Origin of the sequence: Delftia tsuruhatensis NBRC 16741 (assembly GCF_001571325.1) — a bacterium.
Taxonomy (GTDB): Bacteria; Pseudomonadota; Gammaproteobacteria; order Burkholderiales; family Burkholderiaceae_C; genus Comamonas; species Comamonas tsuruhatensis.
Genome location: NZ_BCTO01000059.1, coordinates 1 through 25,980, shown reverse-complemented (window position 1 = coordinate 25,980; position 25,980 = coordinate 1). Strand labels below are relative to the sequence as shown.

Below are 25,980 nucleotides of genomic sequence, written 5' to 3'. Positions count from 1 at the left end.
AGATTCTTCCGTCTATTTCTCGGTAAAAACAGGAATAGTCCTAAGAAAAAACACCGCAGGCACCAAAGCGCCTGCGGTGTTTATTTGACCAGTCCAAGGCTGGATCGACTATAGGGGAAATATCAGCCTACATGGCGCATTCCCGATCAGGAGTCAGCAGATTTCAACGCGCCGTCGTATCGCTGCTGGCCGCCACGATGGGGATATAGAACTCCCCGCCCGCGCGGTTGAATTCCTCGGCCTTGGCCTGCATTCCGGCGGCAATGCCTTCCTGCTCGGCCACGCCCTTGGCAGCGGCGAATTCGCGCACTTCCTGGGTGATCTTCATGGAGCAGAACTTGGGGCCGCACATGGAGCAGAAGTGCGCCACCTTGGCGCTGTCCTTGGGCAGGGTTTCGTCGTGGTAGGCCTGGGCGGTGTCGGGGTCCAGGCCCAGGTTGAACTGGTCCTGCCAGCGGAAGTCGAAGCGGGCCTGGCTCAGCGCGTCGTCGCGGGCGCGGGCGCCGGGGTGGCCCTTGGCGACGTCAGCGGCGTGGGCCGCGATCTTGTACGCGATGATGCCCTGCTTGACGTCGTCGCGGTCGGGCAGGCCCAGGTGTTCCTTGGGCGTGACGTAGCACAGCATGGCGGTGCCGAACCAGCCGATCATGGCCGCGCCGATGGCGCTGGCGATGTGGTCGTAGCCGGGGGCGATGTCGATGGTCAGCGGGCCCAGGGTGTAGAACGGCGCCTCGTGGCAGTGCTTGAGCTGCTCGGTCATGTTGGCCTGGATCATGTGCATGGGCACGTGGCCGGGGCCTTCGATCATGGTCTGCACGTCGTGCTTCCAGGCCAGCTGGGTCAGCTCGCCCAGGGTCTTGAGTTCGGCGAACTGGGCCTCGTCATTGGCGTCCGAGGCGCTGCCGGGGCGCAGGCCGTCGCCCAGCGAGAAGCTGACGTCGTACTGCTTCATGATGTCGCAGATGTCCTCGAAGTGCTCGTACAGGAAGCTCTCGCGGTGGTGGGCCATGCACCACTTGGCCATGATGGAGCCGCCGCGCGAGACGATGCCCGTGCGGCGCTGGGCCGTGAGGTGGATGTAGGCCAGGCGCACGCCGGCGTGGATGGTGAAGTAGTCCACGCCTTGCTCGGCCTGCTCGATCAGGGTGTCGCGGAAGATGGGCCAGGTCAGGTCCTCGGCGATGCCGCCCACTTTCTCCAGCGCCTGGTAGATGGGCACGGTGCCGATGGGCACGGGCGAGTTGCGGATGATCCAGTCGCGCGTGGTGTGGATGTTCTTGCCGGTGGACAGGTCCATCACGTTGTCCGCGCCCCAGCGGATGGCCCAGACCAGTTTCTCGACCTCTTCCTCGATGCTGGAGGTGACGGCCGAGTTGCCGATGTTGGCGTTGATCTTGACCTTGAAGTTGCGCCCGATGGCCATGGGCTCGATCTCGGGGTGGTTGATGTTGGCCGGGATGATGGCGCGGCCGCGCGCCACTTCGTCGCGCACGAATTCGGGCGTGATGATCTTGGGGATGGCGGCGCCCAGGCCGTTGCCGGCCAGGCGCGCCTCGCGCGCGGCATCCTGCTGGTACTCGGCCATCCATTCGCGGCGGCCGTTCTCGCGCAGGGCCACGTACTCCATCTCGGGCGTGATGATGCCCTTGCGCGCGTAGTGCATCTGGGTGACGTTGCCGCCGCTCTTGGCGCGGCGCGGCTGGCGCTGCAGCGATGCGGCCTCGGCCCGCAGGCGGGCCACGCGCTCGTCCTCCTCGCCGCGCTTGCCGCCGTCGTCCAGGGCCTGGCGCAGGCGGCCGGCGTAGTACTCGCTGTCGCCGCGCGACTCGATCCAGGCATTGCGAACGCCGGGCAGGCCGCTGCGCACGTCGATGGCCACGGCCGGATCGGTGTAGGGGCCCGAGGTGTCATAGACGCTGACCTGCTCGCCATTGGTCAGCTGGATATCGCGCACGGGCACGCTCAGGCCGGCATGCAGGCTGCCTTGCAGATAGCTCTTGGTGGAGGCCGGGAACGGCTTGCGCGACTGCGCCAGCAGGTCGGAAAAACGCTGTGCGTCGGGAGCTTCGCCGGCTGCGGGGGTGAAGATGGAATCGGGAGCGTTCATGTCGGGTTCCTTGCGTTCAAAGCGTCGATCAACAACGCTCCGGGAACCGGACACTCCTTGGGCTGTGCCAAAGGCCGCGCACCGGGCTATGCCAGTGTGGGCCTGCCAGGGCCGTATGGCCTTGGCCCCTGGTTGCCACGCACGCCAAGGCGCACGAGCAGCCTTGGTTGGCAAGAGCCGATGTGCGTTGGATGGTGGCCTGCCTGGCCGTTGCGGCCCTGCGTGTATCCGCCGTGGCGGATTTCCATCCTCTGACTTCGGCCCCGCTTCAGGGTCCCGCTCTTCTTCCGCCGGTATCAACCGGATCAAGTTCGTCGGGTTCGCCGCCTGGCCCATGCAGCGCATGGACCGGTTGGCATCTCAGTGCATCAGCACACCCCGGAGCAGCGGCAAGTATAGGGGATGGTTGGCGGCCCATCGCCTGCGGGTTTGCCCAGGGGCCATGCGCCGCCGTCAGTCGAAGCCGCGCAGAGCACCCCATTCGGCCAGCGGAGCGCGCGTGGCGCGCCAGCCGTTGATGGGGGCGTTCTTGTCCTCGTAGCCCAGCGCAATGCCGAAGGCCACGTGATAGCCCTCGGGCAGCGCCAGCGCCTGGGTCACGGCGTCGTTGTAGCGGCGCCAGAAGCCCTGGGCGCAGGTGGCCAGGCCATTGGCGCAGGCCAGCAGCATGAAGGACTGCAGGTAGATGCCCAGGTCCACCCATTGCGGCAGGCCCATGCGCTCGTCCACCGCCACGATCAGGCCCACGGGCGCGCCGAAGAACTGGCCGTTGCGCGCCAGCTGCTCCAGCCGCGCGGGCTTGTCGTCGCGCGGAATGCCCAGCGACTGGTACAGCTCTTCGCCATTGGCAAAGCGCCGGCTGCGGTAGGGCTCCCAGAGGTTGGGCGGGTAGGACAGGCCGGGCTGGGCGTCCTGGGGCTCGGCTTCGGCAACGGCGGTCAGCAACTGCTGCAGCGGCTCGCCCGTCAGCGCCAGCACGCGCCAGGGCTGCAGGTTGCCGCCCGAGGCCGCATTGGCCGACTGTTCCATCAGGGTGCGCACCAGCGCTGCATCGGGCGACTGGGGCAGGAAGGCGCGCACGGAGCGGCGCGCATGCAAGGCCTGTTCAACGTTCATGCTGGTCGGAGTCTCCGGTCTTCTTGGGGGATCTTGGGGATCTTTGGTGATCTTGTGCAGGCCTACTTGCCCATGATCTGGTCGATCTTGTCCTTCTGGAACGCCTGCGGGCGCTCGGATTCGCAGGGCACGCAGTCGCCCACCTTGCTGCCGGCCGAGAGCTTGGCAATGGCCTCCCACAGCAGCGCGATCTGCTGCTCGTGCGCGGCCGCGCCGTCGCTCAGGCCGCGCATGGCCTGGGCCACGGGGTCCATTTCCTGGGTGATGCCGTAGGCCGTGAAAGGCTGGGGCGCGGCGGCCGACGGGACCTTGATGGACTCGGCCTTGGCCGATGCCGGGTCGTGCTCGGTCACATCGGCGCTGTGGCCGTTCTTGCTGGCGATGATGCGCGCCGGAATGCCCACGGCCGTGGCGCCTGCGGGCACGGGCTTGATGACCACGGCATTACTGCCGATCTTGGCACCGTCGCCCACTTCGAAGCCGCCCAGCACCTTGGCGCCCGCGCTGACCACCACGTCGCGGCCCAGCGTGGGATGGCGCTTGGCGCCCTTGTACAGCGAGGTACCGCCCAGGGTCACGCCGTGGTAGATGGTGCAGCCGTCGCCGACCACGGCCGTCTCGCCGATGACGACACCCATGCCGTGGTCGATGAACACGCGCTCGCCGATGACGGCGCCGGGGTGGATCTCGATGCCCGTGAGCCAGCGGCCGATGTGCGAGATGAAGCGCCCCAGCCACTTGAGGCCATGGTTCCAGCACCAGTGCGCCGGGCGCTGCAGCCAGATCGCATGCAGACCCGGGTAACAGGTGATGACCTCCCAGGTGCTGCGTGCCGCAGGGTCGCGGTCGAGGATGCACTGGATATCGGAGCGCAGGCGGTCAAGCATCTAGGGGCTGGTTATTGTTGACAAGACCGCTCAGTCTAGCGTTTCGGTGGGGTGCTCTGCAGCATGGCCTTCGCAACACCGCGCAGGATGTGGATTTCCTCGGCGGTCAGTTGCGAGCGGTTGAAAAGCTGGTTGAGGCGCGGCATCAGCTTCTTGGGCGCAGCCGGATCGAGAAAGCCAATATGCGCCAGCGCCTGCTCCCAGTGGCCCAGCATGCCGGCCACCTGGGCCGCGTCGGCACGCTGCGGCGCAGGCGTGTGCTCCACCACGGGAAAGCCGCCCAGCGCCTGGCGCCACTCATAGGCCACGACCTGGATGGCCGCCCCCAGGTTCAGCGAGCCGAACTGCGGATTGGACGGAATCGACAGCGCCACATCGCTGCGGTAGACATCGTCGTTGCTCATGCCGAAGCGCTCGCAGCCGAACAGGAAGGCCACGCCCGACTGGTTGCAGCGCGGCGCGGGAGCCGGTGCCGACACGGATGCATCGGTGGTCGGCGCCGCTTCATCGGGCGCAGCCAGCACATCCAGCGCCCCGCTGAGCAGCAGCTCGAAATGCTGGCGCGGCGTGCGCGTGGGCGGGCCGAAGTCGCGCGGCGTCATGGCCGTGGCGCACAGGTGGCTGATGCCGTCCAGCGCCTCCTCCAGCGTCTCCACCACGCGCGCATTGCCCAGCACGTCCAGCGCGCCGCTGGCCCGCTGGATGGTCTCTTCCTTGCGCAGCACGTTGGGCCAGCGCGGGCGCACCAGCACCAGGTCGTCAAAGCCCATGGTCTTCAGGGCGCGGGCGGCGGCGCCCACATTGCCGGCGTGGCTGGTTTCTATCAGTACGAATCGGGTTTTCATTGCGTCGCTGGCCTGCCGGCGCCGGCAGAGCCCCCAAGACGGGACAGGTTGCGCAGCACAAAACGGACAAGGCGGGTAAAATTGCGCGCTATTGTCGCCGCCCCGCATCGCCGGACGCGGCTTTTTCCGTTCTTACCCGCGTCAAACAGCCTGCTTTTGCCAGAGAGGACCGTCCTCTCCTTGCACAGCCGCTGCTCCGCCAACGCCTCACAATCTATGTCGACCAACCTGCATCCCATGCTCAACGTGGCCATCAAGGCCGCACGCGCCGCCGGCGCCATCATCAACCGCGCGGCTCTTGACGTGGAATCCGTGCGTGTCGCACAAAAGCAGGTCAACGACTTTGTGACCGAGGTGGACAAGGCGGCCGAGCAGGCCATCATCGAAACCTTGCTGGGCGCCTACCCGGGCCACGGCATCCTGGCCGAGGAATCGGGCAACGAGTTCGGCGCCAAGAACTCCGACTACGTCTGGATCATCGATCCGCTGGACGGCACCACCAACTTCATCCACGGCTTCCCCGTGTACTGCGTGAGCATTGCCCTGTCCTTCAAGGGCAAGGTGGAGCATGCCGTGGTGTACGACCCCTCGCGCAACGACCTGTTCACCGCCACGCGCGGCCGCGGCGCCTACCTGAATGACCGCCGCATCCGCGTGTCCAAGCGCATCCAGCTCAAGGACAGCCTGATCTCCACCGGCTTCCCCTTCCGCCGTGGCGACAACTTCAAGCAGTACATGAACATGCTGGGCGACGTGATGCAGGAAACCGCAGGCGTGCGCCGCCCCGGCGCCGCCGCGCTGGACCTGGCCTACGTGGCAGCCGGCTTTGCCGACGGCTTCTTTGAAAGCGGCCTGCAGATCTGGGACGTGGCCGCCGGCAGCCTGCTGGTGACCGAGGCTGGTGGCCTGGTCGGCAACTTCACGGGTGAGGCGGATTTCCTGGAGCAGAAGGAATGCCTGGCGGGCAATCCGCGCATCTATGGTGCGCTGGTCGGCATCGTTGGCAAGTACAGCAAGTTTGCTTCGGCTGGTGAGAAGGCTGGTGTGCGGCAGGCTTTGGCGGATTCTGGTGAGGCGGCTCCGGCTGCTGATGTGGAGGCTGCTGAGTCTGAGCAGCAGCCTGAGGCCTGATTTCGGCTTCTCCTGGCTCTCTTTGAAACAGCTCCTTCAAGGAGCTGTTTTTCGTTGAGCCTTTGGATTTGGGACGGGGCGCTTGTTTTTGTCCCTGCCGGGGGGTTGTTTTTCGAGGCCGGGTCTCGGCCCGGCGGCCGACCTACCTTTCTTTGATTCGTCAAAGAAACGTAGGCCAAAGAAAGACGACCCGAATGTCCACGTCCCTTCGCTGCGCTGCGGGCAACCTGCGTCGTGCCACCTGCGGGGTTCGCCGCAGAACTCACTGCGCGCTGCGCGCTCCGTTCAAACAACTGCGGCGAGTCAGTTGACGAGGCAGCCCTGTCCTTCGGCAGGACTGCAACCCCGCAGGCGGCCCGACGCAGGCGTGGACATACGGGAGGGGTGAGAGGGGGCCAGGGTCAGGGGCAGCATGCTGCCCGCTGCCTGCCGCCCTTCTGGCCTGTTACTTCGCCCTGGAGTTGATCACCGCCTCGGCCACGTTGCGCGGTGCTTCGGCGTAGTGCTTGAACTCCATGGAGTAGGTGGCACGGCCTTGCGTTTGCGAGCGCAGGGAGGTGGCGTAGCCGAACATTTCGGACAGGGGTACTTCGGCCTTGATGGACTTGCCGCCGCCGGCCATGTCGTCCATGCCCTGCACCATGCCGCGCCGCGAGGACAGGTCGCCCATGACGGTGCCGGCGTAGTCCTCCGGCGTCTCGACTTCCACGGCCATCATGGGCTCCAGGATGACGGGGCTGGCCTTCTTGGCAGCTTCCTTGAAGCCGAAGATGGCCGCCATCTTGAAGGCCATTTCGTTGGAGTCCACGTCGTGGTACGAGCCGAAGGTCAGCGTGACCTTGACGTCCACCACGGGGTAGCCGGCCAGCACGCCGCTGGTCAATGCCTCTACCACGCCCTTTTCCACCGCAGGGATGTACTCGCGCGGCACCACGCCGCCCTTGATGGCGTCGACAAACTCGAAGCCCTTGCCGGGTTCCTGCGGCTCCACCGTGAAGACCACGTGGCCGTACTGGCCCTTGCCGCCTGACTGGCGCACGAACTTGCCGTCCACGTCGGTGACTTTCTTGCGGATGGTCTCGCGGTAGGCCACCTGGGGCTTGCCCACGTTGGCTTCCACGTTGAACTCGCGCTTCATGCGGTCCACGATGATTTCCAGGTGCAGCTCGCCCATGCCGGCAATGATGGTCTGGCCCGATTCCTCATCGGTGCGCACGCGGAAGGACGGGTCTTCGGCCGCCAGGCGCGACAGGGCAATGCCCATCTTTTCCTGGTCGGCCTTGGACTTGGGCTCCACGGCCTGGGCGATCACGGGCTCGGGGAAGACCATCTTCTCCAGCACGATGGGCGCGGACGGGTCGCACAGGGTCTCGCCCGTGGTCACGTCCTTCAGGCCCACGCAGGCGGCGATGTCGCCGGCGTGGATTTCATCGACCTCCAGGCGTTCATTGGCATGCATCTGCACGATGCGGCCAATGCGCTCCTTCTTGTCCTTGACGGAGTTGAGCACGCTGTCGCCCTTGTTGAGCACGCCCGAGTACACGCGCACAAAGGTGAGCTGGCCCACGAAGGGGTCGGTCATCAGCTTGAAGGCCAGGGCAGAGAATTTCTCGCTGTCATCGGCATGGCGCACGATGATGGAGCCGTCTTCCGCATGGCCTTCCACGGGTGGCACCTCCAGCGGGGAAGGCATGAGCTCGACCACGGCGTCCAGCAGGCGCTGCACACCCTTGTTCTTGAAGGCCGAGCCGCACAGCATGGGCTGGATCTCGCCCGCAATGGTGCGCAGGCGCAGGCCGCGCAGGATGTCGGCCTCGAGCAGGTCGCCCTCTTCCAGGTAGCGGTTCATCAGGTCTTCGCTGGCCTCGGCAGCCGCCTCCACCATGGACTCGCGCCACTTCCTGGCGTCTGCCACCATGGCTGCGGGAATGTCCTGGTACTCGAACTTCATGCCCTGCGTGGCCTCGTCCCAGATGATGGCCTTCATCTTGAGCAGGTCCACCACGCCGGTGAACTGCTGCTCTGCGCCAATGGGCAGCACGATGGGCACCGGGTTGGCCTTGAGGCGGTCGATCATCATCTGCCGCACGCGCAGAAAATCCGCGCCCGTGCGGTCCATCTTGTTGACGAAGGCCAGGCGCGGCACCTTGTACTTGTTGGCCTGGCGCCAGACCGTCTCGGACTGCGGCTGCACGCCGCCCACGGCGTCATAGACCATCACGGCGCCGTCGAGCACGCGCATGGAACGCTCCACCTCGATGGTGAAGTCCACGTGGCCCGGGGTGTCGATGATGTTGATGCGGTGCTGGTCAAAGCGGCCGTCCATGCCCTTCCAGAAGCAGGTAGTCGCCGCCGAGGTGATGGTGATGCCGCGCTCCTGCTCCTGCTCCATCCAGTCCATGATGGCGGCGCCCTCGTGCACCTCGCCCAGCTTGTGGCTCACCCCGGTGTAGAACAGGATGCGCTCGGTCGTGGTCGTCTTGCCGGCATCGATGTGCGCGGAGATACCAATGTTGCGATAGCGTTCTATGGGGGTATGGCGGGCCATGAAAGGACTCCTGGGTGCTGCGAAAGCGTAAGTGCGTGATCTGCCGGTTCGAAGGGTCGGATTCTCGCGGGGGTTGAATGAGGGTTGATGACAATTGGAATGTACGAAGACAATCGTACTATCTTCCGCAACTTCTTGCAGAACGATTCATGTTTTCACCACGCCATGCCCCTGTCTGCCAGATAACTGCCCGCGCCACGCCGCATCAGCGACGTGCGGCATTGCTTCCATGGCACAGTGGCGCCCCATCGACTGGACGATTCATGCTTGCCAACCACCCCGACCGCGAACAGATACGCCTGGAAAACCTGCTCAACGCCCTGGGCAACCCCCTGCGCCTGGCCGTGGTGCGCGCGCTGGCCGCAGGCCATGAGCGCGCCTGCGGCTCGCTCTTGCAAGGCCAGTCCAAATCCACCATGACCCACCACTGGCGCGTGCTGCGCGACAGCGGCGTGATCTGGCAGCGCCCGGACGGGCGCGAAAACCTGCTCTCCCTGCGCCGCGAAGACCTGGATGCGCGCTTTCCCGGCCTGCTGGACGCGCTGCTGCAGGCCGTGGCCGAAGACCCGCTCACCGAACAGACCACAGCAGCGCACCTCAAACCCTGCCCTTGAAACCCCGCCCCTGCAACGCAGGCGGCAGCCCCGCGCCCTACCCCTTCACGGCAAGCGCCGCAGCAACGCCCTCATCCGCAAACCGCTTGGCCGCCTTGAGCAGATAGCTCACGGCATAGAGGATGGGGTCATCGGCCTCATCGCCATTCAGATGGTCCACCACCACGACGGCATAGCCTAAATCCACCGCCGTGTCGTGCAGCAGGCCCAGTAGCTCCTTGTCCTGCGGCTCAAGCGACTGCGCCTGATCTGCCTTGGCGTAGTAGATGCGCAGCAGGTCACGGCAGACGCAGTTGATGGCTGTGACCTTGTGGCTAGCGTGCAGCTCCAGCACTTCGAGGGCAGCGCCCAGGTGCAGGACGGCGTCGATGGCCAGGTCGTCGAGGTTGGGTTTGGGAGTGGTGGCGAAGGTTGCTGGCCCCATCGAACCTGGTTGAGCGTGAGTCATGGCTCACAATTCTTGGTTCGCGGGGAGAACTGGGCCACGTTTTCTTTAACTCATAGCCGGGGGGCAAACGATCAGCACAGGCTTCAAAAGCCAGCCGTCATTAGCCAACCTCGCCGACATCGAGCGTTCTCACATGGGCAAGATGGAGCGTGGGGAGCACATGCCCACGCTGGTCATCGTGTTCAAGATTGCGCGGGGGCTGGGGTGTGGTGCGGCGGAGGTGATGGGGAGGGCTGAGGGGATGTTGGGGACTGGCAGCTAGGCACCCAGCTTGCAGGGCGACTGACGTGGTGATTCTCCCACCCTCGAAACAGTTGGCGATAATAAATTACCTCTACTCTGCGACTGGGGAGTTCTCGCATAATCTGAGAAGACGTTAGTGATTGAATCAGCAGATCATATTTCCATTAAAGAATTGCATGACCACTGGCAATGTGCAACGCGTCGGCCTTAAGTCTATGAAAGGAATTCAGATCACATGAGAGCGCCAGCCTGCGCCGCAGCACTTTATAGGACACTTTGCAATTCATCGAATGCAACTTGAACATCAATAGTGGAAGGAGAAAATCTTTACCCGACACAGATCTATGGGGATGTTGTTGAGATCTAATATTTACTAGCATCTCGATATATAAATTATCAACATCTTCTTTTTCGGCCACTTGATATGCGAGTCCCAAGATTTCATTAATCTTTGCCTGGACTTTCACTTCGCAAAGCACCGAATTCCTTCCGACCTGCTTGCACAATGGTCCAACACCCATAGATACGGTAGCTTTTGTCGGATCAACATTATGAAGGACTGCGAATGCAGCAAATAGACCTGTCAAATTTTTCTCTATCTCACTTATCCACTCGGCAAACGAAGCCTGTTTATTTGCCAACTCTTGGTCTGCATCGATTTCCTCCATCATAATTCTCACAATTGCTTGCTGGCATATTAAAAAATTCTCAATGCAATAAGCATCTAGCCTGTGCAATGCAGGAGAACTATGTGGTTTTGGCAGCGCCTTCACAAATTCCAAGTCGCCATCAATAATAAATAGAGCGCGGCGCGCGTTGTGATCGTGCTCCATCAATGCAGAAATTACATTAGCGCGACCATTTCTTGCAAAAATCTTTGCAATCTTCACTTCTTCTCCAAAAATTCGAGTGAGGAGATTCTTATAAAATGTCTCATCTCCTTTATCCTCAACATAAATATCAACATCCTGAAGTGGTTCAAACATTTTCCTAATTGTCCCGAATGCACGGGTTGGCCAGGCTAACTTCATAGATCAAAATTATTTAAAGACTCAATACATTTCTCGTCACGATCCAATACAATTGCAGGCGAATGCGTTGCCATAATAAACTGAATCTTAGGATTGGCCGCAGTGATGGCGTCAACAAACCGCTCTTGCCATGCAATATGTAGCGACAACTCCGGCTCATCCACCATAAATACTCCGCTATTTATCAGATCAGGATTGAGAATCAAATGACCAATAATATTTAGCAGCTGACGCTCCCCCGACGCCAATGCACTCAGCGTGCGTGGAGAATTTTTGAGCTTTTGGTATATAACAAGATTTCCCGTGTCTGAAATTTCCACTATTTTATTTGTTTGCGAAAAAAACCCGTTCAACAGATCGAGAAATCCATTAATGGGAGCATTCAACTTTATTCTTTCTTGTTCGTGACTATTGAACAACTCCAGACTATCAATAACTCTATCCGCTTGAGGACTATTAACCAGCCATTCAACGAAGTCCTTATCGGGAATCGGTTCACTAGTGCGTACTGGAGGATTTTCCCATTTTTTCCGGCCTAAAGGTCCGCGAGTCTTTATCACAGGCCGTCTCGCATTCATTTGCGTTTCCATCGTGCTTACGACGCGACTCATCTGATCAAAGAATTGAGTTAATGTTGCAGTCATCTCTGGCGCCGGCAACTTTAGATTTTCAGCGACGCGCTCAATGGTGCCAAGCTGACTTCTGTACTTCGATAGATCTTCTCGTGACGGCAGTTGAACCTTGCCATCAAACATTTTTGTCGGCTTATATTCAAATGCTTTTGTAAAAAACTTAATACGTAGTGCGTCATCGAGTTTGACCTGAGCAGCCCGTATTTCTGCAACCTTACTCCGAACCAACTGATTAACTTCGCCAAATCCACCTAAGCCCACATTCAAATGGGAACCAGGGTAATCAACAGAAATCCAGCGATTAATTGCTGATCGATTTTGCCGATCATCAAGTTCTTCGGCATTGGCGCTCCACGCTGTCCGACGTTCAATCCCTAGAAAAATGGGCGTTGGCAAAGATCTCAGTATTTTATAGACCAAGTTCGCTTGAATTAATTCTTTGATTGGAGAGAGGCCTACCTCTCGGTATTTGCTATCAACAAGGAACTGCAGATGAGCTGCAGTTAATTTCAATTCATCGGCGACATCACTCAACGACAAGGTCATCTCGCCGCTGTGTTTTTTGGCGATTATATTTAGCGTTTTTTCACCATGAGTTACTTTAACCTCCGCATACTCAAAGTCTATAGATGCCAGCTCCTCCAAACTCGGAGTCATCATTGCTGTCAATAACCTGAGTGCGGATGTTTTTCCAGCACCATTCAGCCCAATTAAAAAAGTACAGTCTTCATGAAAGTTAATTCTTATCGGTAGATAACCGTGTACTTTTGTGGCAATAAGTGATCGAATTTTCATATATACAAAGGTAGATTCAAGCAACTAGGCATCGATAAAATCAGATCAAATAAACGTATTCGCCTGATTCAATCGGAAATATAAATAAATCTCTTTCAAGAAGCTAAGATTTGGTTTTCTCATGGCTTGAAGTTAGTCGTAGTCAAGCTATTGCCCTTCGAAGTTCCAAATTGGATCTTAAATCTTACAGCTTTGCTAAAGCCCAGCCCACTCCAGCAGATAGAGATGGAAGCACCTATCAAAGAGGACTTCATAAATTGCTCCACAAGCTATGGGTCTGGGCAAAGGTCGTTGAGTAAAACCATTTTTTGAAGCATGGATACTGTTCGACCTATTTGTACCAACAGATACAACATCTTGTCAATTATGTTACATTTTTTGATGCCCGGTCCCAGGCAGTGCATTCTTCAGCTTGGAACAGGAGAAAGCACTATGGCAATCCGCCTGAATGGCAGCGCCAGTACGGTGCCGCATATCCGCGCAGAACTCCAACTAGCGAACGGCTCCCATCGGTCCTTGGCCAAGCTCTACGGCCTCAAACCCAAGACCTTGGCCAAGTGGCGTGTGTGAGCCTCTGTGCTCGATGAGCTCATGGATCCTCAGGACAGAGCAAGCCAGCTATCCCAAGAGCAAGAACACCTGGCAATTGCGTTATGCAAGCAAGGGCATCTGTCGCTGGACGATCTCATGGGGCGACTCCTGGAAACAGCAGCACCCGAGCTCAGCCTTAGCGCCTTGCATCGATGCCTGCAGCGTCACGAAATCAGCCGACAGCCCGCAACGCACCTGCCACGAAGGCACGGAAAGTTTGAAGAAACGACGCTGGGCTTCGTGCACATCGACAGCGCCGAAATGAAGATCTCCAGCGGCAAACAGCACATGTTGTTTGTCGCCATAGACCGCGTGACAAAATTCACGCACGTCGCGTTCTTTGGTAGGACCACGAAGCCAATGCAGCACAGTTCCTTCGACAAGTGTTTGTGACCTTTCCGTACCACATACATTCCGTTCTGACGGACAGCAGCATGGCCTTTACAGGGCAAGAGCGCTTCAGAGGCGACGTCAGTTACCGACACATGCATCGGTCAATCTGGAAGTTCAATAGCGTCGAGAAAAGGCATTCCAAGCCCTACCATCACTGGACGAACGGCATGCTCGAGCGCATGAAGCGGGCCATAAAGGAGTATGAGTACGAGGGTTTGGAGCAGCTAAGGGAGCATGTCCAGGAATTCAACTTCGGCAAGCACTTGAAGGCGCTGAGGTGGAAACACCATTTTGAGCGATGTGCGAGGCATAGGAAAAGAGCCAAGCCGCTTATAGTTCATCGGCACCATCTCACTGTGGTGCTGAACAGGCGGAGTAGACCTTCATGAAGTAGATAATCAGGGTAGCTTGCGCCTGATGACGTGATTGGATCCCAAGCGACGTTATCAAATATGAAGCTACGTCACTCCGACCAAGCTGGCTATACAGGATCGTCTGGCTGAGATATTTACTCCATCGGCACCATCAATGGCTCCAAATTGGGAGAACCTGCATAGACAGGCGGAGGAATAACCAAATTCGATATGAGTAATTCCTGCGCGGTTCTAGACGTCTTAACCTTATAATCCAAGTAAATTGGTTGCACCTGCTTCGATGCATAAAGCTCTCGAATACGAGGATGATCGTCATAGCTAACAAGCCACGGATAGCCCTGCGATGTTATATACGTAGCCAGCATCTCATGGTCCGAATCAGTATAATTATGACGGTAGAGCCTTCTGCCTTGTATGTAATAGGGCGGATCTATATATACAAATGAAAATCCTGCAGAAATATTTTCAGTATTCTTACGCAAGTAAGTCAATGCATCACCAAAAACAACGGATACCTGAGATGCCAGAAGAGATAATATCTTAATTTGCTTAATCAGCGCCACCTTGTTAAAGCGGCAATCAATCTTATAAGCCGATTGCTGTGTTTGCCCCCCGATTGGACCAGCTCCAATAATTCCAGAGAAATTGGTTCTATTGAAGAATAATCCGGAAAGTCCGAGCTCCAAAAGCGTATAGGTTGACTTTGCTGGATCGTCCACCAATTTGGTATCTTGAAGAAGGTGCCACGTCTCAAGTGTTATGTCGCACGCTTCAATTGCTTTACATAAAGCTTCTGTATTATTGAAAACCGAATACCAGAATGCATATACCAACGGATCTCGCTCAATCAGAACCGCCTTATCCACGAAACCCATACGCAAGAGGTCTAGAGAGACGGATGCCCCTCCTGCATAAGGCTCATAAAAGGTACAGCCAGCGAGAAGGTTCTCTTCCAACACACCACCAACATAGGAAGACAAGAGTGACTTACCTCCAGGATATCTGAGAGGACTTATGCGAGCTGCTGAAAAGAGGCTCGCAATCTTAGGTCGTGCTTTTTTAGTTGCCATTGAGAATGTACTGAATAATTGCACGAATATTATTTGCAACAGAAGCCAAGGTCAGCGGATCAGCCTCTTGAAATTTCATATGTGTCATGGAATCCAAGTAAATTTTGGCACTTTTTGTGGTCCCGGCTGCCAAGGTCTTGCACATGTTCTGCTCCAGGAAAACGCCGTTAGCATGCACAGATGCAAATGTAATCAAGTCACTAAGACCTGGGTCACGACCGGGCTGCTTCCCTCGTGTATAGGCGGCCATCACGTGCCCCCACTTTTTAGCCTTCCGTATGCGGTAGACAAGGGCAGCTTCAAACATGGCTCGCAAAAGCAGGGATGCAGCGACGGGCATCTTGACATGGTTCACACTCCTCAACTCGCCTGAAAGCTTTATCAATATATCGTCTTGGACATGGCATTGCAGATTCTCGAAGAACACCGATGCCCTCGGAGCTTGAGGTTGGGACGCAGCACTTTGGCTAACTCCTGGAGGCTTCGCGATCGGCAGTGACGTCATCGGTACGGCTGCAGGCTTACTACTACCGGCTTCCCCAGATGCACCCCTGGTTGTCCTAACCGGTGCCATATTCGGATTCCAACCTTGAGCTTTATTTTCAGCAAGAAGATCCGCAAAATACTCTGTAGCATCAGTGCGGGTATCGCACTTGGGCTTACCACCATTTGCAGGATCTGGAAGCAAGAAATCACGAGAAATGCGTTCTAGCTCACTCTGAAATTTCTCCGGAGCGAGTGCGCTAACAATATTTTGATCTTCATCAAAATGAACTCGTAGAGCATCCTTAGTAGCAGTAAGAGTGAACAAGCGGGTGTATGGATTTGTTTTTAGTTTCTCATCTTCAAGAACACGCCTTTCATCAGGAGTCCATGTGTCAAGTTCAAGTGCCAGCTTTAAGAGTCGATAGGGCCTGATAAGTTTTCGGACCTGCCCGACGGATGTACCAAGCAGCTGTGCGACCTCCTCTACTGAATGGGTGTCCAATAAGCGCACGGCCCGGCGCATCTTGGCCACTGGTGACCAAGGTTTCGCGCTTCGCTCAGTGTGTCGCTTTGTCAGGATAGGCTCAGCCATCGCTCGATTTGGAGCGACATCCGCCTGAATGGAGCTGATACCAGCTTTCGTTTCTGCGGAGGCCTTGGGAAAACGTGTTTTGTAGTGTTCAGGAACAAGTGCAGGACTAAGTAGCATCTGACAAGCTGTCACTCGCCGATTACCTTCAAGAACAAAAAATTTCCCAGCTTCTTCGGCCACGATAATACGCTCGCCATAAAAAAGCCCCTTATTACGCTCAATACCCCGAGCCAAATCCAGCACATCTTCAAGCTCAAGCAGTTTCAAACGAATTTGATCTTGAGTAACACTTTTTTCAACTTCAATACGCGGATTATGCGGGTCAAGTTGGAGTTTCTTAGGATTAAAATTTTGAGTTTTCCACTGCGCTTGTGCCATGGGTGCTCCATAGTATTTTGTTACGAGTGTAGCGCCCCCCAGACGCCTTCGCCTAGGCGGCCCGTTGTGTCACCTCTTCGTGAGGGCCAAAGGGCACAGCCAACCCACGTATGTTGACTTTCATGCAGAAATGTTCCCGCAGCTACAACCATCAGTTCCTGGACGACTGATATGGAGCAGTGCCCGCCAAGTAGCATTCAGACATGAACATCAGTAATCGCTGCACAACAGACATCTGATGTCTGTAGCAGGGGCAAGAGGTTGCTGCCCACTTCCATTGGCATCACCATACGCGCCGCCCCCACACACTCCCTCCACACCCCCACCCCATAATCCCGCCCGCAACCCCCAGCCCTCCCCCGGCCCTTCTTGCAGGCACAAGACATGACTTCACTGACCGAGCTGTGGCAGGCAGCCATCACCTGGCTCGCCACCCACGCCGTAACCCCCACCGTTCACTGGCTGGACATCGCCCAGGCGACCGGTGATCCGCGTGAGATTGCCGAGGCGGTGCTGATTGCCGGGCTGCAGTTGTTCCTGATCGCGGGGGTGATGCGGCCGCTGGAGAGTCTGTTTCCGGCCGAGCGCTGGAGCGACCGGCGGCTGACCACGGTGGACCGCAACTACACGCTGCTGATGCTGCTGGGGCTGTTTCCGCTGTTCAGTTTTCTGGTGCTGATGCCGTTTGCCAGCATGCTGGGCGGCGGGCCGGCGGCCGAGGAGGCGACGGGGCTCAAGCACTGGGTGCCGTGGTTTGCGGACCATCCGGTGGCGCTGTTCCTGGTGTACTACGTGGTCTACGACCTGGTGTATTACTGGATGCACCGCGCCCAGCACGTGATTCCCTGGTGGTGGGCCATGCACAGCATGCACCACAGCCAGCGCCAGATGAGCTGCTGGAGCAATGACCGCAGCCATTACCTGGACGGCATGCTGCAGTCCTTCATCCTGGCCACGGTGGGGCTGGCGATGGGCGTGGAGCCTTCGGAGTTTGCGCTACTGGGGCTGCTCAGCGAGCTGGTGCAGAACTTCTCGCACGCCAATGTGCGGCTGCGCCTGGGCTGGCTGGGCCGCGTGGGCGAGCGGGTGCTGGTGGGCCCGCTGTTCCACCGCCACCACCACATGCTGCGCGACCCCGAGCGGCCCACGCGCCACAACTGCAATTTTGGGCAGGTGCTGCCCTGGTGGGACATGCTGTTTGGCACGGCGCTGTACACCGACGAGCCCGTGCGCCCCACGGGCGTGAGCGACCCCGAGGTGGATGCCGACAACGAGCGCGGGCTGGTCGCCATGCAGTGGCATACGCTCAAGCGGTTCTGGGGGGCGTTTCGCCGACGCGAGGGCTGGCGGCTGGGCGATGTGTCCTTCGGGCCCGGCTACCGGCCCATTCATGACGACGACGGGGCCCAGCCCCATCCTGCGGCAGGGGCGGCTGCGGTGACTGGGGCGGCCGGGGTTGCGCCTACGGCTCCAGGTTCGGCCGCATCAGCGCCTCGAACCAGTCGATGAAAACCGCCAGCCGGCGCGAGCGCTGGCGGCGGTGCGGGTACAGCAGCGCCACGGGCATGGGCGCTGCGCGGTGGGCGGGCAGCACCTCCACCAGCTCGCCCGTGTCCAGCAGGTGCTGCACGTCATAGCGCGGGATCTGGATCAGCCCCAGGCCGGCGCGGCAACAGGCGATGTAGCTTTCTGCATTGTTGGTGACCACGCGGCTGGGCACGGCCAGGGTCTGCGGCCCATCCACTCCATTCACTCCATCCACATCGCTCGCCCCACTCCATTCCCACGGCAGTTCCCGCCCCGTGCGCGGCGAGGCATAGCCCACGCTCCAGTGGCCGTGCAGCAGGTCCTGCGGTTGCTCGGGCAGGCCGTGCTCGCGCAGGTAGGCGGGGCTGGCGCAGTTGATGAGGGCAATGCAGCCCTGCGGGCGCACGACCAGGCTGCTGTCATGCAGCGTGCCCACGCGCACGGCGCAGTCCACGCCTTCCTGCACCAGGTCAATGGCGCGGTCTGACGAACCCAGCACCAGTTGCAGCCCCGGGTGCCGGCGCATGAGCCCCGGCAGCGCGGGCGCCAGCAGGCGGCGCGCGATGCGGCTGGGCACGTCCACATGCAGCCGGCCCGTGGCCTGGCGCGTGCGGGCCTGGAACATCTGCTCCACGTCCTCGGCCTCTGACAGCAGCGGGCGCACACGCTCCAGCAACTGGGCGCCATCGGCCGTGAGGCTGACCTGGCGCGTGGTGCGGTGCAGGAGTCTTGCGCCCACCTGCTCTTCCAGCTGCTGCACGGCGGCGGACACCGTGGCGCGCGGCAGGTCCAGCGCATGGGCGGCCTTGATGAAGCTGCCCATCTCGGCCACCTGCATGAAGATCCGGTATCGGTCGAGTCGGTCCATGGGACGCAGCATAGTCCGTGCAGCGGTCCTTCCACTTGGCCTACTTGGTGGTGTAGCCGCCGTTGATGAGGATGGTCTGCCCGGTGATCCACCAGCCGTCGCTGACCAGGTGGCGGATGAAGGGCACCACGTCCTCGATATGCGTCAGCCCCGAAGGCGAGAACGGCGACAGCGCCGCCGCGCTCTTGTGATAGGCCACGGCGTCCGCGCCTTCCTGGCCGTAGAAGAACGGCGTGTCCATGGGCCCCGGCCCCACGGCCGTGACCGAGATGCCCCGCGCCCCGAACTCCTTGGCCGCCGCCCGCGTGAAATGCTCCACCGGCGCCTTGGTGCCCGCGTAGGAGGAATAGAACGGCGTGAACGCGCCCAGCAGCGAGGTCACCAGGGTCACGATCTTGCCGTGGTCGTTGACATGGCGCCCCGCCTCCTTGAGGAAGAAAAACGCCGACTTGCCGTTGACGGCAGCCATCTCGTCGTACTCCGCCTCGCTGATCTCCATCAGCGGCTTCTTGAGCACCTTGCCCACGGTGTTGATGGCAATGTCCGGCCGGCCCACGGCGTCCACGGCCTCTGCAAAAAGCCGCTCGACAGCGCCAGCATGCGTGAGGTCGCCCTGCAGCGCCACGGCCTCTGCGCCCAGCGCACGCACTGCGGCCACCGTGGTCTCTGCCTCGGCCCGGGAAGACTCGCTGTTGTAGTGCACCACCACGGCCCGCGCGCCGTGCCCCGCCAGATCACGGGCAATCAGCCCGCCCAGATTCTTGCCGCCGCCTGCAATCAGCGCCACCTTGCCGCGAATGGAATGGTCTGCCATGGAAACGCTCCTTGTGCTTGGATGAAGCACCCAGCTTAGGCAGCCAGCCCCCCGCGATAAACCCGCGCAGCCGGGATGGATCATCCAGAAAACCAGAACAATCAGCCGCGCCAGCGGCTCCTGCCCCCGGCAGCCCGCTCCGCTCCCCCTCCCGTATGCCCGCGCCTGCGTCGGGCCGCCTGCGGGGTTGCAGTCCTGCCGAAGGACAGGACTGCTTCGTCATCTGACTCGCCGTGATTGTCTGAACGTAGCGCGCAGCGCGAAGTGAGTTTCACGGCGAACCCCGCAGGCGACCCGACGCAGGTTGCCCCGCAGCGCAGCGAAGGGGTCGTGGGCATTCGGGTCGCCTTTGCTTTGCCTACTTTCCTTCGGCCGGCGTACCGGTGGCGAAACAAAGGAAAGTAGGTCGACCGCCGGGCCGAGACCCGGCCTCGAAAAAACACCACCCGGCAGGGTCAAAAAGCCAAACCCGCGTCACGCCAGACGAATAAGACAAGCCTCACGACAAGGTCCGCTCGTACATATACCGCCGCGACCAAGGCAACGAAGCAGCCCCCTGCCCCGCCCTCCGACAAACCACCTGAAAGATAGACACATCGTCATGCTCAAACGCATAAGCACACCCCGCCAGATACACCCTCCAGATCCGAAACCTCTCCTCATCCACCAACGCCCGAATCTCCGGCACACAAGCCTCAAACCGCTCCAGCCACAACTGCAACGTGCGCACGTAATGACGCCGCAACCCCTCCACATCCAGCACCTCCAGCCCCCCACGCTGCATGGCCTCCAGCGCCAGGCTCAGGTGGGGCAGCTCGCCATCAGGAAACACATACCGGTCGATGAACGCACCGCCGCCCAGGGCCGTGGCGCCCACGTCCGCATCGGTGGAGGTGATGCCGTGGTTCAGCGCCAGGCCGTCATCGGCCAGCAGCTCGCGCATGTGCGCGAAGTACATGGGCAGGTTGCGGCGGCCCACATGCTCGAACATGCCGACGCTGGTGATGCGGTCGAAGCGCCCCTGCACGTCGCGGTAGTCCTGCAGGCGGATCTCGATGCGGTCGGCCAGGCCTGCGGCGCGCACGCGCTCGGTGGCCGCTTCGAACTGGTTGCGCGACAGCGTCACGCCCACGCAGTGCGCGCCAAAGTGCTGGGCCGCGCGCAGCACCAGGGCGCCCCAGCCGCAACCGATGTCCAGCAGGCGCTGGCCGGGCTGCAGGCGGATCTTGGTGAGGATGTGGTCCAGCTTCTTGCGCTGGGCGGTGGTCAGGTCCTCGTCGCCGTTCTCGAAGTAGGCGCAGGAGTAGACCATGCCCTCGTCCAGCCAGAGCCGGTAGAAGTCGTCGGACACGTCGTAGTGGTACTGGATGGATTCGCGGTCCGTGCTGCGGCTGTGCCGAAAGCGCCTTGCCGCGCGCGCTGCAAGCGCCAGCCGCCCCGGCCCCTTGCCCGCGCCCTGGGTCTTGGACATGCGGCGCGCCAGCGCATAGCCGAAGTCGATGATGTCGGGCAGGCGCCCGTCGATGTCGATCTGGCCCTTCACATAGGCCTGGCCCAGGTGGTCCAGGCTGGGGTCCAGCAGCAGCGGCAGGGCCGAGGCGCTGCGCACGGTAAGCGTGACCCGCGGCTGCTCGAAGCGGCCGAAGTCGAACTGCTCGCCATTCCACAGCACCAGCCGCGCCGGCAGATCGGCCCGCGCACGCACGGCCTCGGCCCAGCGCCTGAGCTTCTTGTCCCAGAACATCGTGCATCTCCCCGGGGCTGGCAGCGCCCCCCCTTTTGACATGACCCGCATGAACCGCATGAACCGCATGAAAAGCAAATGACGAGTCTTGCCGCTTCATGTGACGGCAAGACGTCAGCACGGCAGCCCGCGCCGGTAGCGGATCGATACAGACCCGATGGTGCCCGCACCCCGCCAGCGGCCCGGCTTGGGGCACACTGGCCGGCGTTCCAACTGCCCCGGCGCGAAGGCGCCAGCGACAGACCCATGCAAGTCCATGACCTGAGCATCGAACACTGCATCGAGCACCGCAACGAACAACGCAGCACTGGCGGCCACGGCCGGCCGGATTTCAGGAACCTGCCATCGAACTGGAGCCAGTGACGCCATGGCCATGACCCATACCCAGGCGCTGTCCAAGCTGGCAGCCGACACCCTGGTGCAGACCCTGGAGGAAGACGTGGCGCGCGTGATGGCGCGCACGTTTGCGCTGGGCCGGCACGATGCCGCTATCGCGGCCAACTACGGCGGCCATGCCCTGCCGCCCCTGCTGCGGCGCTGGAGCTGCGTGCTGCAGGCAGATGACGCCAAGGCAACGGCGCTGTACCGGCACAAGACAGCGCTGGCCCTGGCCATCGTGCTGCACAGGAACGGCCTGGCCGACGCGGGCCTGAACGCGGCCGCGCGCACGGCCATCGATGTGCTCAATGCCGAGGTGGCGCTCAGCGATGACTTCTTTCGCAAGTCGGCGCAGATCCGCCAGGACTTCCTGGACACGCCGCCCGCGCCGCCCAAGCGCTCGCCGGGCCTGCCCGACAGCCTGACTTTCTACCGCGCAGCCGACGTGGTGGCCATGGAGCTGGACGGGCGCTTTTACGCCCTGTACGTGCACGGCTGCGCCCGGACCAACCAGAGCCCCATCGTCGAGTTCTATGACGCGGTGTACGACCACGTGCCTCAGATGGCGGAGCTGGCCGACGTGCGCGCCCGGGGCCGGCGCTACAACGATGGCGTGGGGCGGGTGGCGCGGTTTTCCATATCGGGCCTGAAGTTCCTGCCCGACCCGGCCGGCCAGTTCACCCTGGTCAAGGCCTGCGTGGAGACGCCGCCGGACCCGGGCCATCTGCAAAAGGGCGACTGGCTCTACACGGTGTCCGACATCTTCGAGCTGCAGTCCGAGGTGGACACCATGTTCGGCCCCGGCGGCAGGCCCTGAGCCCTGAGCCCTGAGCCCTGAGCCTTGAGCCTTGAGCTTTGAGTCCTGACAGCGGCCTGTTCTTGCCTGTTTTCAAGAGGAAATTCATGACGCATCCCCGGCCTTCCACTCTGCCCTCCCGCATGGCATTGCCGGCCGTGCTGGCACTGGCTGCCACGCTGGCCCTTGCGGGCTGCAACCAGCGGCATGACACGGCAGCCCTGGAATCTGCGCCCGCCCCCGCGCCCATGGCGGGCGGCGCCGGCATGAAGCAAGGCCGCGCCGCCACCGTGCAGGCCGAGGATGCGGCAGCAGCCGCACCAGAGACGTCGGCGCAGGACGAGATGGCCCAGCGTTTCCTGGCCGTGCGCCAGGAGCTGAACGTGGAAGTGCCGCAGGCGCAGCTGGCCGATGCCTGGGGCCAGGTGCGCGACCTGTGTGCCACGCTGCGCTGCGAGCTGCTGTCGGCATCGCTGCTGCGCGAGACGCCCCAGCAGCCCGGCAACGCCATGCTGGAGATGCGCGTGGCGCCGGCCGATGTGCAGCGGCTGCTGGGCACGCTGGCCGGCGTGGCCACCATCGTGTCGCAGAACACCATCAGCGAGGACAAGACGGCCGAGGTGATCGACGTGGAGGCGCGCATCAGGAACCGCACCGAGTTCCGCGACAGCCTGCGCCTGATGCTGCGCGACACCACGACCAAGCGCACCATGTCCGACCTGCTGGAGATACAGCGCACGCTGTCGGACACGCAGGCCGAGCTGGACGCCATGGCCGCCCAGCGCAAGGTGCTGGAGCAGCAGACGAGCAAGCAGCACATACAGATCCAGTTCACGCCCACCCGCGCCCTGGTGCAGGGCGGCACCAGCTACAGCCCCATAGGCCGCGCGCTGCGCGATGCCGGCCATGTGCTGGGCGAGAGCATGGCCGCGCTGATCACCTTCGTGGCGGCCGTGCTGCCCTGGCTGGTGCTGGTGGTGCTGCCGCTGGGCTGGGTGCTGCGCGCGCTGTGGCGGCGCAGGCGTGCCAGGAAGGCCTGAGCGGCACGGCAGGGTCAGGAGGTACGGCGGCACGGCGACCAGCCAGCCCGGCGGCCCGTCCGTGCTCCAATCAAGCCATGCCCACCGAACCGAGCCTTGACGACCTGCGCCGCCATGCCGTGGCGCGCACCCTGTTCACGCCGACCACCCTGCCTGCGGCCATACAGCGCCTGGGCTTTGTGCAGGCAGACCCGATCCGCGCGCCGGCCCGGGCGCAGGACCTGACGCTGCGCCACCGCGTCAAGGACTACCGCGCCGGCGACCTGGAACGCCGCTACGCGCGCCTGGCGATCGACGAGGACTGCCTGGTCAACTACGGCTTTCTGCCCAGTGAGCACCTGGCGCTGATGCACCCGCGCCAGGCCCGCAAGGCCTGGGATGCCGAGACACAGCGCAAGGCCGCCGAGGTGCTGGCCTTCGTGCGCGAGCGCGGCGCCGTGCATCCGCGCGAGGTGGAGCAGCATTTCTCGCACGGAAGCGTGAAGAACTACTGGGGCGGCTCGGGCAGCGCCAGCACGCAGTTGCTCGACGGCATGCACTATCGCGGCCTGCTGCGGGTCAAGCGCCGCGACAGCGGCACGCGCGTCTACGAGGCCATCGCCCACCCGCCGGCCGACGACAGCCCCGCCGCCAGCGCCCGGCGCGCCGCCGCGCTGATCGACCTGGTGGTGCGCAAATACGCACCGCTGCCAGCCCCCAGCCTCACCTACCTGGTGCGCCTGCTGGGCTATGGCGCGCCCCACCTGGCGCAGCAGACCCAGGTGGCGCTGCGGCTGGCGCGCGAGCAACTGGCCAGCTGCCGCATCGACGGAACCACTTGGTACTGGCCCGCCGACGAGAACCCGCGCTCGCGCCGCCATGCCTTCGACGAGCGGCTGCGCCTGCTCGCGCCCTTCGATCCCGTGGTCTGGGACCGGCGCCGCTTCACGCTGCTCTGGGGCTGGACCTACAAGTTCGAGGCCTATACGCCACCAGCTCAGCGTCAGCTGGGCTACTACGCCCTGCCCATGCTCTGGCGCGGCCATGTGATCGGCTGGGCCAACCTGCAGGCGCGCGACGGCCGGCTGGAGCCGTCATTCGGCTATGTGGCCGGCGCGGCGCCCGGCGATGCCGCCTTTCGCAGCGCGCTGGATGAGGAGCTGCAGCGCATGGAGCTGTTCCTGGCGCCGCGCTGAGATGCAGGCACTCGCCCCCTGCGCGCGGTGTACGTGATTGGGGGAACTGGTCAAGTTCACCCAGCTGACGCGCGAGACTGCACCGGACTGCACCGGCTTGACTGCACAGGCTACCTGGTGGACCGATACAGCGAACGCAGGGAGCGGGCGCGAGCGCTCCCCCGCCGACGAGCGGCCTTTCATGGTCTTTCGGCACATGCTGCAGCAGCACCCGTGCATCAAGGCCGGCAGGCCGCCGGACCGCCCTCAGTTCATGCGCGGCAGATTCGCTGCCTTGATGGCCGCGCCCATGGACTCATGGCCCTGGACCAGCTTCCTGCGGTATTCGGCTCCGGTGAGAGCTGCCGGGTCCACGCCCGCCGACTCGAAGACACGCGCGACCTGGGGACCTTCGGCTGCGGCCATGGCGACGCGCTCCAGCCTGTCGCGCAGGGCCGGGGGCACGCCCTTGGGGTAGGCCAGGCCGATCCAGGAGTCGATCTCCACGTCGTAGCCCTGCTCCCTGAGCGTGGGCACCTCGGGCAACTCCTTCCAGCGCATGGGGCTGGCGCTGGCGAGCAGGCGCATTTTTCCGGCCTTGACGTGCTGGACGATGTCCGAGGGGTTCTGCACGATGACATCGACCTGCCCGCCGATCAGGCCGGCCACGGTCTCCGCGCCGGACTTGTAGTTGATCTCCTCGAACCTGCCGCCCGTCTTGCGCCCCAGCTCGTACATGGCCAGGTTGTTGGGCGCGGACGGCGCGCCGAAGAAGATGCCCTTGCCCTGGCGGGACGCGGCCACCAGGTCGGCCATGGTCTTGTAGGGCGAGTCCGCGCGCACGGCCACGCCATAGCGGTAGCGGGCCACGCCTGCGATGAAGTCGAAGTCATCGACCTTGTAGTCCACCTTCATGAGGTGGGGCGTGATGGCGATGGTCGAAAACGTCACCACGCCCAGCGTATAGCCGTCGGGCTTTTGCCGGGCCAGCGACGAGACGCCCAGCGTGCCCTGCGCTCCCGCGCGGTTGTTGGGCACCACGGGCTTTTTGAGCAGGCCCTCCATGGCATTGCCGATGGCGCGCGAGGCCACGTCGGTATTGCCGCCTGCGCCGTAATTGATGATCAGGGTCAGTTCCCGCTCGGGAAACGCGTCCGTGCCCTGGGCCAGCGCCGGGGCGCCGGCTGCGGCCGCCAGCGCTGCCGCGCAGAAGGCCGAAAGCAGGCATCTGCGAGATGCGGGGGATGGATATGCATGCATGGTTGTCTCTCGTTGCGATCTTGGGTTCTGTCGTCTTTGGAAGTCGTGCTTTCACGGTGCAGCGCACTACCCACTGGCCGGGAAGCAGGCACGCCCTGGAAGTGGGGGCACCGAGGAA

The 25,980-nt window shown here is 61.7% G+C and carries 20 protein-coding genes, 2 pseudogenes and 1 riboswitch; of the genes and pseudogenes, 8 read left to right on the top strand and 14 right to left on the bottom strand.

What is annotated here, in order from left to right; all coding sequences use genetic code 11:
• Window positions 1-163 precede the first annotated feature (163 nt).
• The 4 genes from thiC to DTS01S_RS24535 form a co-directional block, all read right to left on the bottom strand.
• Window positions 164-2,107, bottom strand: a complete 1,944-nt coding sequence (gene thiC, locus DTS01S_RS24550) for a phosphomethylpyrimidine synthase ThiC (RefSeq protein ID WP_047218741.1) — start codon at window positions 2,105-2,107, stop codon at window positions 164-166.
• A gap of 265 nt (window positions 2,108-2,372) precedes the next feature.
• Window positions 2,373-2,498: riboswitch (TPP riboswitch) on the bottom strand.
• A 62-nt stretch (window positions 2,499-2,560) separates the two neighbouring features.
• Complete coding sequence (locus DTS01S_RS24545) at window positions 2,561-3,223, bottom strand: nitroreductase (RefSeq protein ID WP_047473818.1); 663 nt, start codon at window positions 3,221-3,223, stop codon at window positions 2,561-2,563.
• Window positions 3,224-3,285: 62 nt separating this feature from the next.
• A complete protein-coding gene (cysE, locus tag DTS01S_RS24540) occupies window positions 3,286-4,110 on the bottom strand; it encodes a serine O-acetyltransferase (RefSeq protein WP_046984061.1) in 825 nt (274 codons plus the stop codon).
• Between the two features lie 35 nt (window positions 4,111-4,145).
• Complete coding sequence (locus tag DTS01S_RS24535) at window positions 4,146-4,955, bottom strand: RNA methyltransferase (protein WP_061289310.1); 810 nt, start codon at window positions 4,953-4,955, stop codon at window positions 4,146-4,148.
• A gap of 216 nt (window positions 4,956-5,171) precedes the next feature.
• On the opposite strand from DTS01S_RS24535, the gene DTS01S_RS24530 reads away from it, so the two are divergent.
• Window positions 5,172-6,086: an inositol monophosphatase family protein gene (locus DTS01S_RS24530; protein ID WP_061289306.1), complete on the top strand. Its 915-nt coding sequence runs from the start codon at window positions 5,172-5,174 to the stop codon at window positions 6,084-6,086.
• 445 nt (window positions 6,087-6,531) lie between these two features.
• Here DTS01S_RS24530 and fusA read toward each other — a convergent pair whose 3' ends face one another.
• Window positions 6,532-8,634, bottom strand: coding sequence for an elongation factor G (gene fusA, locus DTS01S_RS24525; RefSeq protein ID WP_061289303.1), 2,103 nt, complete (start codon window positions 8,632-8,634; stop codon window positions 6,532-6,534).
• 263 nt (window positions 8,635-8,897) lie between these two features.
• On the opposite strand from fusA, the gene DTS01S_RS24520 reads away from it, so the two are divergent.
• Window positions 8,898-9,248 (top strand): ArsR/SmtB family transcription factor, encoded by a 351-nt coding sequence (locus DTS01S_RS24520; protein WP_061289300.1) that lies wholly within the window; start codon window positions 8,898-8,900, stop codon window positions 9,246-9,248.
• 37 nt (window positions 9,249-9,285) lie between these two features.
• Here DTS01S_RS24520 and DTS01S_RS24515 read toward each other — a convergent pair whose 3' ends face one another.
• Window positions 9,286-9,672: a hypothetical protein gene (locus DTS01S_RS24515; RefSeq protein ID WP_061289297.1), complete on the bottom strand. Its 387-nt coding sequence runs from the start codon at window positions 9,670-9,672 to the stop codon at window positions 9,286-9,288.
• Window positions 9,673-9,784: 112 nt separating this feature from the next.
• Between DTS01S_RS24515 and DTS01S_RS31340 the strand changes: the two are divergent.
• Window positions 9,785-9,958, top strand: a pseudogene (locus DTS01S_RS31340) (helix-turn-helix domain-containing protein); the annotation flags it as partial.
• A 145-nt stretch (window positions 9,959-10,103) separates the two neighbouring features.
• Here the strand turns inward: DTS01S_RS31340 and DTS01S_RS30015 are convergent.
• Together DTS01S_RS30015 and DTS01S_RS30010 are read right to left on the bottom strand one after the other, a co-directional pair.
• Window positions 10,104-10,925 carry a DUF4435 domain-containing protein gene (locus DTS01S_RS30015; protein ID WP_169804704.1) on the bottom strand — a complete coding sequence of 274 codons (822 nt, stop codon included), beginning with the start codon at window positions 10,923-10,925 and terminating at the stop codon, window positions 10,104-10,106.
• A gap of 41 nt (window positions 10,926-10,966) precedes the next feature.
• The gene (locus DTS01S_RS30010; RefSeq protein ID WP_074931841.1) at window positions 10,967-12,397 is read right to left on the bottom strand and encodes an AAA family ATPase; all 1,431 of its coding nucleotides are present in this window, start codon (window positions 12,395-12,397) and stop codon (window positions 10,967-10,969) included.
• 432 nt (window positions 12,398-12,829) lie between these two features.
• On the opposite strand from DTS01S_RS30010, the pseudogene DTS01S_RS31560 reads away from it, so the two are divergent.
• Window positions 12,830-13,770, top strand: a pseudogene (locus tag DTS01S_RS31560) (integrase core domain-containing protein).
• Window positions 13,771-13,889: 119 nt separating this feature from the next.
• Here DTS01S_RS31560 and DTS01S_RS30005 read toward each other — a convergent pair.
• On the bottom strand, window positions 13,890-14,825 hold the full coding sequence (locus DTS01S_RS30005) for a DNA adenine methylase (protein ID WP_074931838.1): 936 nt from the start codon (window positions 14,823-14,825) through the stop codon (window positions 13,890-13,892).
• Window positions 14,815-16,281, bottom strand: a complete 1,467-nt coding sequence (locus DTS01S_RS30680; protein ID WP_139223851.1) for a hypothetical protein — start codon at window positions 16,279-16,281, stop codon at window positions 14,815-14,817. Before DTS01S_RS30680 ends, DTS01S_RS30005 begins: the two co-directional genes overlap by 11 nt.
• A gap of 384 nt (window positions 16,282-16,665) precedes the next feature.
• Here DTS01S_RS30680 and DTS01S_RS24500 point away from each other — a divergent pair, with 384 nt between their 5' ends.
• Window positions 16,666-17,790 (top strand): sterol desaturase family protein, encoded by a 1,125-nt coding sequence (locus DTS01S_RS24500; protein WP_061289290.1) that lies wholly within the window; start codon window positions 16,666-16,668, stop codon window positions 17,788-17,790.
• Here the strand turns inward: DTS01S_RS24500 and DTS01S_RS24495 are convergent.
• The 3 genes from DTS01S_RS24495 to DTS01S_RS24485 form a co-directional block, all read right to left on the bottom strand.
• Window positions 17,744-18,676 (bottom strand): LysR family transcriptional regulator, encoded by a 933-nt coding sequence (locus DTS01S_RS24495; protein ID WP_034399772.1) that lies wholly within the window; start codon window positions 18,674-18,676, stop codon window positions 17,744-17,746. The genes DTS01S_RS24500 and DTS01S_RS24495 overlap by 47 nt on opposite strands.
• A 40-nt stretch (window positions 18,677-18,716) precedes the next feature.
• Entirely contained in the window at window positions 18,717-19,490 is a 774-nt protein-coding gene (locus tag DTS01S_RS24490; protein WP_061289286.1) for an SDR family oxidoreductase, read from the bottom strand.
• A gap of 499 nt (window positions 19,491-19,989) precedes the next feature.
• On the bottom strand, window positions 19,990-21,234 hold the full coding sequence (locus DTS01S_RS24485) for an SAM-dependent methyltransferase (protein WP_061289283.1): 1,245 nt from the start codon (window positions 21,232-21,234) through the stop codon (window positions 19,990-19,992).
• A gap of 367 nt (window positions 21,235-21,601) precedes the next feature.
• Here DTS01S_RS24485 and DTS01S_RS24480 point away from each other — a divergent pair, with 367 nt between their 5' ends.
• The 3 genes from DTS01S_RS24480 to DTS01S_RS24470 all read left to right on the top strand — a co-directional run bounded on the left by DTS01S_RS24480 (window position 21,602) and on the right by DTS01S_RS24470 (window position 24,623).
• Window positions 21,602-22,429: a hypothetical protein gene (locus DTS01S_RS24480; RefSeq protein ID WP_061289280.1), complete on the top strand. Its 828-nt coding sequence runs from the start codon at window positions 21,602-21,604 to the stop codon at window positions 22,427-22,429.
• 86 nt (window positions 22,430-22,515) lie between these two features.
• Entirely contained in the window at window positions 22,516-23,448 is a 933-nt protein-coding gene (locus DTS01S_RS24475) for a DUF4349 domain-containing protein (protein ID WP_016454707.1), read from the top strand.
• A 77-nt stretch (window positions 23,449-23,525) separates the two neighbouring features.
• Window positions 23,526-24,623, top strand: a complete 1,098-nt coding sequence (locus tag DTS01S_RS24470; RefSeq protein ID WP_061289277.1) for a DNA glycosylase AlkZ-like family protein — start codon at window positions 23,526-23,528, stop codon at window positions 24,621-24,623.
• A gap of 246 nt (window positions 24,624-24,869) precedes the next feature.
• Here DTS01S_RS24470 and DTS01S_RS24465 read toward each other — a convergent pair whose 3' ends face one another.
• Window positions 24,870-25,862: a tripartite tricarboxylate transporter substrate binding protein gene (locus DTS01S_RS24465; RefSeq protein WP_046239758.1), complete on the bottom strand. Its 993-nt coding sequence runs from the start codon at window positions 25,860-25,862 to the stop codon at window positions 24,870-24,872.
• Between the last annotated feature and the right edge of the window lie 118 nt (window positions 25,863-25,980).